Annotated in this window: 6 protein-coding genes; 4 read left to right on the top strand and 2 right to left on the bottom strand. The window is 71.2% G+C overall.

The features are described 5' to 3' along the window. Positions 1-28: 28 nt before the first annotated feature. Positions 29-1,561 carry a DUF4185 domain-containing protein gene (locus AB0H87_RS10270; protein ID WP_360142400.1) on the bottom strand — a complete coding sequence of 511 codons (1,533 nt, stop codon included), beginning with the start codon at positions 1,559-1,561 and terminating at the stop codon, positions 29-31. Positions 1,562-1,598: 37 nt separating this feature from the next. Then, positions 1,599-2,708, bottom strand: a complete 1,110-nt coding sequence (locus AB0H87_RS10265; RefSeq protein ID WP_360142398.1) for a glycoside hydrolase family 172 protein — start codon at positions 2,706-2,708, stop codon at positions 1,599-1,601. Positions 2,709-2,840: 132 nt separating this feature from the next. Here AB0H87_RS10265 and AB0H87_RS10260 point away from each other — a divergent pair, with 132 nt between their 5' ends. The 4 genes from AB0H87_RS10260 (at position 2,841) to AB0H87_RS10245 (ending at position 9,497) form a co-directional block, all read left to right on the top strand. Next, positions 2,841-3,815 (top strand): LacI family DNA-binding transcriptional regulator, encoded by a 975-nt coding sequence (locus tag AB0H87_RS10260; protein ID WP_360142396.1) that lies wholly within the window; start codon positions 2,841-2,843, stop codon positions 3,813-3,815. Positions 3,816-3,880: 65 nt separating this feature from the next. Then, positions 3,881-5,374 (top strand): FGGY-family carbohydrate kinase, encoded by a 1,494-nt coding sequence (locus AB0H87_RS10255; RefSeq protein ID WP_360142394.1) that lies wholly within the window; start codon positions 3,881-3,883, stop codon positions 5,372-5,374. Further along, complete coding sequence (locus AB0H87_RS10250) at positions 5,371-7,863, top strand: GH116 family glycosyl-hydrolase (protein ID WP_360142392.1); 2,493 nt, start codon at positions 5,371-5,373, stop codon at positions 7,861-7,863. The genes AB0H87_RS10255 and AB0H87_RS10250 overlap by 4 nt, the downstream gene beginning before the upstream one ends. Further along, positions 7,860-9,497 (top strand): fucose isomerase, encoded by a 1,638-nt coding sequence (locus tag AB0H87_RS10245; protein ID WP_360142390.1) that lies wholly within the window; start codon positions 7,860-7,862, stop codon positions 9,495-9,497. The genes AB0H87_RS10250 and AB0H87_RS10245 overlap by 4 nt, the downstream gene beginning before the upstream one ends. The last annotated feature ends 3 nt before the right edge of the window (positions 9,498-9,500 follow it).

Here is a 9,500-nt window from a genome sequence, read left to right as displayed (position 1 = left end):
CGATGGGGCGGGCTTTTCCGTGCGGCGGTCAGACCGCGCTGAGGGAGAAGTCGTCGAGCTGGACCCAGATGTCGCCGTGGTCGGTCCAGACGCCGGCATAGACCACGACGCTGGTACGCGCGCCGCTGTTGAACGTGACGGTGAACCGGGTCCACGGACCCACCGCCCGGAAGTTCGCCTCGCTGATGACCGCGTTCGCCGTCGTGCGTACGCCGAAGAAGCCGTTGTCGCTGTTGGGCGAGGTGCGCAGGAAGCCGGTCAGTTGGTAGGTGGTGTTGGCGGCCACCGGCACCGTCTGGTGCACGTCGTGCCAGCCGCTGTTGTAGCGCGCGAAGGCGTTGCGGTCACCGGAGTAGCCCCACCGCGCGTTGTCGATGCCGCAGTTGCCGGTGCACGCCCAGAAGCCGCCCGTGCCGGAGCCGTTGAGGGCGCCACGCTCGAAGCTCGGGTCGCCCACCAGGTTCGGCTTCACGATCTGGCCGGCGGTGTTGATGGACACCTTCATCAGATAGACGTTGTACGGGTTCCATTGCGACATCAGGAAGTAGAGCTGCCCGTTGGCGCTCCACGGGTGGAAGAAGCCGCCGTAGAGGCCGGGGTAGTCGGCCGAGCTGACCGCGATCTGCGGTGTGCCCCAGGCGCCCGTGGGGCTCGTGGCTGCTCGCAGCACGATGTCCTCGCCGCGCAGGTACATCATCAGCCACTTGCCGCTGAAGGCGTCGAAGCGCACCGACAGCTCCGAGACCGGCCCGGCGACGATCGCGACGGCCGCGGACTCGGCGGTGACCCAGGCAGCGCCGTCCCAGTAGCGGTAGGCGCTCTGGGTCAGCACCTGCGCCTCGGGCACCCGTGCGAGGTAGAGGCTGCCGGTGCGGCCGCTGGGCGTGCCGTAGACGTAGACGTAGCCGCCGTTGCGGACGAAGGCCTGCTGCTGGAAGCGGTTGGTGCCGGAGGGGTTGTTCCAGGTCGGCGTACCGCTGGTGACCCAGGTGACGCCGTTGTCGTCGGAGTAGGCGATCCGGGCGTAGTTGGTGTCCCACTGGCCGGGCACGCCCCAGTGCCGTACCGACATGAACGACATGTACTGCCGGCTGCCGACGGCGATGCCGGCCGTCGGAATCTTGGTGACCTCGCCGCCGGCGTCGTTGCCCTGGTGCAGGCCGGGCACGACCTCGCGGGCCCGGCCGTCGGCGCCGGTGACCGCGCTCGCGAAGCTCATGCCGTCGGCCAGGTTGGTGTCGGTCGAGCGGAGCAGGACGTTGCTGCGCCAGTTGGCGTCGCCGGGGCCGAGCCCGCCGCCGCCGGGACCGACCCAGGCGTCGCCGAACGTGTCACCGAAGGCGGTCAGCACCTGGCCGGATCCGTTGTCCCACATGATGCCCAGGTCGGTGGCCTTGACGTTCCAGCGTCCCCAGGTGTCGTTGGGCGAGTCGGGTCCGGTGACCTTCTGGACGAGCGTCGCGGGGGTGTGTGCTGAGGTGGCGGCGGCCGGTTGGCCGGTCACCGCGACGGTGGCCGCCAGCACGGCGGCCGCCGTCAGGATGCGGGTCGGGTGTGGCACAGCGGTTCTCCTCCCGGTTGTGCGCACGCCCGGCTGGCTAGGCGGGCGGGCGCGGCGGTTGTGCGCCGATGTCCGGCACCGGTGCGCTACGCAGGTGGACCTCCATGTCGTCAGCGCTGGGCGTACGCGGGCGGCGTGCCGTAGGTCGGTCGAGGTAGAAAAGGGCGGTCGAGGCGATGTCGTCGCGCAGGGGCAGGTAACGCCAGCCGCTCCGCCAACCCAGCGCCTGCACGTCGACCCGCAGGCGGTGTCCGAAGTGGATCGGGTCGGGCAGGTGCCACCGGTACATGCCGAAGCGCTGCTGGCTCACGTAGAGGCCGTCGGGCCGGATGACCTGGGGCATGCCGAGGTAGGGCGTCGAATACTCCGTGTAGCCCTGGCCGGGCACGTCGAAGTTCCACGCACCGCCGAAGTAGTCCTCGGTGCCGGTGCCGCAGATGGTCGGGAACTCCTCGTCCTCGTCGAGGTAGAACTTCACCTCGCCCTCGCCCCACCAGCCGTTGCTGTTGACGCCCCAGGCCAGGTACGTGCCGACGTACTGGCCCTGTCCCTCGACGCCCTCGACGATGGTGTGCGGCGTGAGGTACTCGAGCGGGTTGCTGCGCCGCCACTGGGCGTGCAGGTAGCCGAGGCCGGCGTAGTCGCCGCCCGTCTCGAAGGTGATCTGGTAGTAGACCCGGACCTCGACCGTCGACAGGTTCTCGAGCGTCAGGCGGGCACCCGACTGGAACGGCATCGGCCAGTAGGAGTTGAAGCCGCCGTGCGGGTTGGCGGCGATCGGCTGCGAGTTGATCTGGGCGAACTTCCCCCAGCCCTGGCCGAAGAAGTCGCCGTACGGCACCTCGATGGCGGGCTCGTCGGCGCCGTCCCAGTAGGCGCGCAGCAACATGGTGCGCCAGTTGTCGGTGTGGGTGGTGATCCAGATATGGGTGATCTGCCCAGGCCCGTCGATGTTGGCCAGCTCGAAGGTCGCGCCGGGCGCGATGTCGACGCTGGGCGAGATCTTCCAGCCCGGGCCGAGGTCGCGTGCGCAGGCGGCGCCGGTGCCCTCGGTGGCGCGACCGCCACCACCGGGCGCGCCGTCGAAGTTCTCCGGGCTGATGGATCGGGTCTGGACCGCGCGCAGGCGGGCGATCGCTTGGTTCAACGAGATCTCCAGGGGCTGCGGCCTGTAATCGATTTCACTAAATTAGGTTGGAGTGGTGGAATGTGTCAACCACCCCACGTTCCGCACAATGGGGAACACGCTCAGCAGGCCGAACCGCTCCGTGAGGGACCGATGCCAACGATTTACGAGGTCGCGGCGCATGCCGGTGTCTCGCCGGCGACCGTGTCGCGGGTCTTCAACGGGCAGAACGTTTCGGCCGAGAAGTCCAAGCGGGTCCGCGAGGCCGCCGAGGTGCTGGGCTTCACCCCCAACCGGGTCGCCCGCACGTTGCGGCTGCAGAACTCCGAGGTGATCGCGCTGGTCATCCCGGACATCGAGAACCCGTTCTTCACCTCGCTGGCGCGGGGCGTGGAGGACGTGGCCCAGGCAGCCGGCTACTCGGTCGTCCTCTGCAACACCGACGAGGACCAGGCCAAGGAGGCCCGCTACCTGGACATCGCGCTGAGCGCGAACATGGCCGGCGTCATCCTGGCCGCGGCCGGCGACCACAGCGACCTTGACGCGCTGATCCGGCGGGGCCGGCCGATCGTGGCGGTCGACCGGGGGCCGCACGGCTACGACATCGACGCGGTCATGGTCGACAGCCGGGCCGGCGGGCGCGCTGCCACGCAGGAGCTGGCCAGGCAGGGCTACCGCCGGATCGCCTGCATCACCGGGCCCCACGACGTGGAGACCGCCACGCTGCGGGCGGAGGGCTGGCGGGCGGCGCTGCTCGGGCTGGGCCTGGACCACGCCGACGAGCACCTGATCTACGCCGACTTCCGGATCGACGGCGGGCACAAGGCCATGCGGCAGTTGGTGGAACTGCCGGAGCCCCCCGACGCCGTGTTCGTGGCCAACAACCTGATGGGCGTCGGCGCGCTGCAACTGCTCGCGGAGCGCGGCATGCTGCCGCCGGTCGTCGGCATGGCGGTCTTCGGCGACCTGCCGATCTTCTCGCCGACGCCGATGGCGGTCACGCTGGTCAGCCTGCCGGCCCGGCACCTCGGCGTGACGGCCGCGGACCTGTTGCTCAAGCGGATCAACGGCGACGACCAGCCGCCCCGCACGATCGTGCTGCGAAACCAGATCGTCCCGAGCGCCTGAGGACTGTCGGGTGCCCGATCCTCGGACCCTTGACGGTGAAATCGATTTCTGCCATCGTCTAGCCCATGGTCAACCCCGTCGCGGTGATCGGTGTCGATGTCGGCACCTCGTCGAGCAAGGGCGTGCTGGTCGCGCTCGACGGGACGATCCTGGCGACCGCGGTGCGCGAGCACGACGTGGCGCGCCCGGCGCCCGGCCAGGTCGAGATGGACGCGCCGGTCTGGTGGGACGAGGCCGTCTCCCTGATCCGTGAGCTGACCTCCGCGCAACCGGTCGCGGTCGGCGCGGTCGGGGTCAGCGGGATGGGCCCGTGCGTCGTGGTAGCCGACGAGGCCGGCAAGCCCCTGCGGCCGGCCGTGCTCTACGGCATCGACACGCGGGCCGGCGCGCAGATCGCCCGGCTGACCGCGGACCTCGGCGGCGCCGACGCGATCCGGCAACGCTGCGGCTCGGCCCTGTCGACCCAGGCGGCCGGGCCCAAGCTGGCCTGGCTCGCCGAGCACGAGCCGCAGGTGATGGACCAGGCCCGCCTCTTCTTCCAGCCCGCGTCGTGGCTGGGCTGGAAGCTGACCGGCGCCTACTACCTCGACCATCACTCGGCCAGCCAGTGCACGCCGATGTACGACCCGACCGCGCTGGACTGGCACGAGCCGTGGGCCCGGTTGGTCGCTCCCGACCTGACCTTGCCGCCCCTGTGCTGGCCGGGCGACGTGGTCGGCACGGTGACGACGCAGGCGGCCGCGGAGACCGGTCTGCCGAGCGGGATCCCGGTCATCGCCGGCACCATCGACGCCTGGTCCGAGGCGATCAGCGTCGGCGCGCACCGGGTCGGCGACCTGATGCTCATGTACGGCACGACGATGTTCCTCGTCAACACGGTCGCCGCGGCCCGCACGGCACCGACGTTGTGGGGCACGGTCGGCGCGCTGCCGGGGACCCACAACCTCGCGGGCGGCATGGCCACCTCGGGCGCGATCACCCGCTGGCTCGGCGACCTGTTCGGAACGCGGGACTACCCACGGTTGCTGGAACTGGCCTCCGCGGCCGGACCGGGCGCCGACGGGCTGCTGATGCTGCCCTACTTCGCGGGCGAGCGGACACCGGTCGCCGACCCGGACGCCCGCGGCGTCATCGCGGGCCTGACCGTCAGCCACACCCGCGGCGACCTCTACCGGGCGGCCCTGGAAGCCACCGCGTTCGGCGTGCGCCACAACGTCGAGGCGCTCCAGGCGGCCGGCAGCACCGTCTCCCGCGTCGTCGCCGTCGGCGGCGGTGCGCAAGGTCGATTGTGGACCCAGATCGTCAGCGACGTGACCGGTCTGCCGCAGGAGGTTCCGGCGCAGACCGTCGGCGCCAGCCTGGGCGCCGCCTACTTCGCGGCCGCCGCCGTGGCGCCGGTCGAGATCGACCGGTGGAACCCGATCGTCGACACGGTCACGCCGGACCCGTCCCTGCGGGCGACCTACGACGACCTCTACTCGCTCTACCTCGAGCTCTATCCGGCCACCGCCGACGTCGCCCATCGCCTGGCCGCGCACCAGCACCGGACGTCGGCGTGAGCGGCTTCCCCCGACCGCCGCTCGGGCCGGACGCCCGAGCCGCCGCGTTCCCGCTCGGCGGCATCGGCACCGGCACGGTGTCGATCGGCGCGCGCGGCGACCTGCGGGACTGGGAGTTGCAGAACAGGCCCGCCAAGGGCACCCGGCTCCCGTTCTCGTTCTTCGCGATCCGCTCGGCCCGGCCCGGGCGTGAAGCGGTGACCAAGGTGCTCGAAGGGCCGCTGACCGGGCCGCACGAGGGTGATCAGGGCTACGACGCCGGCCGGCTCGCCGGACTGCCGCGGCTGGCCACGAGTCGCATGCGCGGCGAGTACCCGCTGCTGTTCGTGGATTTCACCGATCCCGAGGTCGGGGTCGACGTCACGCTGACCGCGTTCACGCCGCTGATCCCGCTGGACGTCGACGCGTCGGGCGTACCGGGCGCGGTGCTGCGCTACACGGTGCACAACCCGACCGACGAGCGGGTGGACGTCACCATCGCCGGGTCGCTGGCCAACCAGGTCGGGATCACCGGCTGGAACGTGTTTCATTTCCCGGAGTACGCCGGGAGCCCGCGCAACACCTGGTTCGAAGAGCCGTCGTTGCGCGGCATCGAGTTCGCCAACGACCTTTCGGCCGACGACCTGCGCCACGGCACCGTCGTGCTGGCCACCACCGACGCCAGCACCAGCGCCAAGCCGCAGTGGCTGTCCGGCTTCTGGCAGGACGGCGTGCAGGTGTTCTGGGACGACCTGCGGGCCGACGGCCGGCTCGACGCCGAGACGGTGTTCTCGCTCGACGAGCCGCCGTACCCGTCCTGGTTCACCAAGCTCCGGGTCGGCTCGCTGGCCATCAGCCATCCGTTGGCGCCGGGGGAGAGCCGGGACTTCACGTTCCTGCTCACCTGGCACTTCCCGAACCGGCCGCGGGCCTGGCAGGGCAACATCGGGCTGGACAACACGAACGCCGGCGAGGTGGTACGCAACCACTACGCGACCCGGTTCGGCTCGGCCGTCGAGGTCGCCCGGCACCTGGTCGACACGCCTGGCCTGGAGGCGGGCACGCGGGCCTTCCACCGTGCCCTCTTCGAGAGCTCGTTGCCGGCCGAGGTGGTCGACGCGGTCAGTGCGACGCTGGTCGCGCTGCGCAGCAACACCTGCTTCCGCCTGGCGGACGGCCGGTTCGCGGCCTGGGAGGGCAGCTTCGACCACAGTGGAAGCTGCGAGGGCACCTGCACGCACGTGTGGAACTACGCGCAGGCCGCCGCCTACCTCTTCCCGGCCCTGGAGCGCGACGCCCGCCGCACCGAGTTCACCCGGGAGACCCGGCCCGACGGGCGGATGAACTTCCGAGCCAACAGCGTGTTCGGCAACGCGGCCTGGGACTTCCATCCCGCGGTCGACGGGCAGCTCGGCGCGATCGTCCGGCTCTACCGCGAATGGCGCTTCAGCGGCGACGACGAGCTGCTGCGCGACTGCTGGCCAGGGCTGCGGCGGGCGCTGGAGTTCGCGTTCACCGAGTGGGACGGCGACGGCGACGGCGTGCTGGACAGCAAGCAGCACAACACGTACGACATCGAGTTCTTCGGTCCCAACTCGCTGGCCAACTCGATGTTCCTCGCCGCACTGCACGCGGGTGCCCGGCTGGCCGACCACCTGGGGGAGACGGCCACCGCCGCGCGCTGGCGCTCCGCGGCCGACACCGGTCGCGCGCGCGTGGACGAGCTGCTGTTCAACGGCGAGTACTACGACCAGCGGCTCGACGACGTCGACGAGCGCCGCTACCAGTACGGCACCGGCTGCCTCTCCGACCAGGTCTTCGGCCAGCTGCTGGCGCACCTCGCCGGGCTGGGCTACGTGCTGCCCGCCGACCATGTGCGCAGCGCGGTCGCCGCGGTGCACCGGCACAACTTCCGGCGCGACCTGTCCGCCCACCACAGCGTCCAGCGGACGTACGCGTTGGGTGGCGAATCGGGCCTCGTGCTCTGCTCCTGGCCGCGGGGCGGCCGGCCGCGGATCCCGTTCGTCTACAGCGACGAGGTCTGGACCGGCATCGAGTACCAGGTGGCCGCCCACCTGGCCTACGAGGGCCTGGTGGACGAGGCGCTGGAGCTGGTCCGCGCCGTGCGGGCCCGGCACGACGGCTACCGCCGCAACCCGTGGAACGAGGCCGAGTGCGGCAACCACTACGCCCGGTCGCTCGCCAGCTGGGGCGTGCTGGTCGCGTTGACCGGCGCGGACTACCACGCGCCCAGCGGTTCGCTGTCCTTCACGCCGCGACTGGGCCCTGACCTGAGCGCCCCGTTCACCACCGGGACCGGCTGGGGCGTGCTGCGGGTGTCCGCCACCGGCGCGGAGCTCGAGCTGCTCGGCGGCGAGCTCGCGCTCGACGAGCTGCGCGTCGCCCACCCGCTGCTCGGCCCGCTCGCCACCGGCCCTGTGCGCCTGCACCCGGGGCAGCCACTGACGCTGACCGCAACCGACCACGACCGCCTGGAGGTCTCTCGATGACCGGCTACAAACTCCCCGCACCGACACAGCGGCCGGCGCTCGCACCGTCCACCGTGTACACCGTGGCCAGCGGCGACCTCCGGCCCAGTGCCAACGTCACCTGCTGGCCGGCGCAGCAGCAGCTCGAAACCGCGTTCGCGGCCGCGGTGACCGACCTCGGCTGGGCCGTGCAGCGCGCGCACGCGTTCGAGCCGGACAAGGGCCACGGCTTCATCGACAGCCAGCGGTACGGGATCGAGGTGTTCAAGACGATCCCCGTCGACGCCCCGCTCGTCGTCGTCGACGCGGTCTGGCAGTACAGCCACCACGTGCTCGCCGGCCTGCGCAGCCACCGCGGCCCGATCCTGGTGGTGGCGAACTGGTCCGGCGAGTTCCCCGGCCTGGTCGGCCTGCTCAACCTCAGCGCGAGCATGACCAAGGCGAGCGTTGCGCACTCGACGCTGTGGAGCGCGGACTTCACGGACAAGTGGGCGCGGGACGGCCTGCGGACGTGGCTGGAGACGGGCGCCCTGCGCCACGACGAGTCGCACGTGCGCGACCTGCCCGCCCTGGACGCGGCGGCGCCCGAGGTCGAGCTCGGCGTGGCGCTGGCCCGGCAACTGCGGGACGACAAGGCGGTCATCGGCGTCTTCGACGAGGGCTGCATGGGCATGTACAACGCGATCTTCGACGACGAGCTGCTCAACCCGCTGGGCATCTACAAGGAGCGGCTGTCGCAGAGCGCGCTCGTGGCCGAGATGGGCCGGGTCGGCGACGACGAGGCCAAGGCCGCCCGGGAGTGGCTCGACCAGCGCGGGCTGACGTTCCACTTCGGAACGGACGAGGCGACCGAGCTGACCGAGGCGCAGGTGACCAGCCAGCTCAAGATGTACATCGCGGCGTTGCGGATCAGCGACGACTTCGGGCTCGACGCGGTCGGCATCCAGTACCAGCAGGGGCTCAAGGACACCGTGCCCGCGAGTGACCTCGCCGAAGGCCTGCTCAACAACGCGGAGCGGCCGCCGGTGCGCAGCCGCGACGATGTGCGGGAGCTCTACGCCGGTGCGCCGCTGCCGCACTTCAACGAGGTCGACGAGGGCGTCGCGGTGGACGCGCTGGTCACCAACCGGATCTGGACCGCGATGGGCTTCGAGCCGGAGACGACCCTGCACGACATCCGGTGGGGCGACGACTACGACGGCGAGTTCGTCTGGGTCTTCGAGATCTCGGGCTCGGTGCCGGCCGCGCACAACGGCGGCTACCAGAACAGCTACAGCATGCGGCAGCCGCCGATGTACTTCCCGCTCGGCGGCGGCACCCTCTCCGGTGTCTCGAAGCCGGGCCACATCGTGTGGTCGCGGGTCTTCATCGCGGAGGGCGCGCTGCACGTCGACATCGGCCTCGGGCACGTCGTGTCGCTGCCGGCAGAGGAGACGCAGCGGCGCCTGGACGCGACGACGCCGCAGTGGCCGATCATGCACGCGGTGTTGCACGGGGTCGGCCGGGACCAACTGATGGCGCGGCACAAGGCGAACCACGTGCAGGTGGCGTACGCGCCGTCGGCCGAGGGTGCCGGGCGCGCGCTGCTGGCCAAGGCGGCGCTGTTCCGGGAGCTGGGGCTGGCCGTGCACCTCTGCGGGGACGTTTCGCTCTGATGT

Origin of the sequence: Asanoa sp. NPDC050611 (assembly GCF_040654855.1) — a bacterium.
GTDB lineage: Bacteria > Actinomycetota > Actinomycetes > Mycobacteriales > Micromonosporaceae > Asanoa.
Note: the sequence above shows the minus strand (reverse complement) of the source record. Positions and strands in the feature narration are given on the sequence as shown.

Excerpts from the sequence above, each read along its gene's own strand:
- AB0H87_RS10260 (WP_360142396.1), top strand. The coding sequence starts at position 2,841 with ATGCCAACGATTTACGAGGTCGCGGCGCATGCCGGTGTCTCGCCGGCG.
- AB0H87_RS10255 (WP_360142394.1), top strand. The coding sequence starts at position 3,881 with ATGGTCAACCCCGTCGCGGTGATCGGTGTCGATGTCGGCACCTCGTCG.
- AB0H87_RS10245 (WP_360142390.1), top strand. The coding sequence starts at position 7,860 with ATGACCGGCTACAAACTCCCCGCACCGACACAGCGGCCGGCGCTCGCA.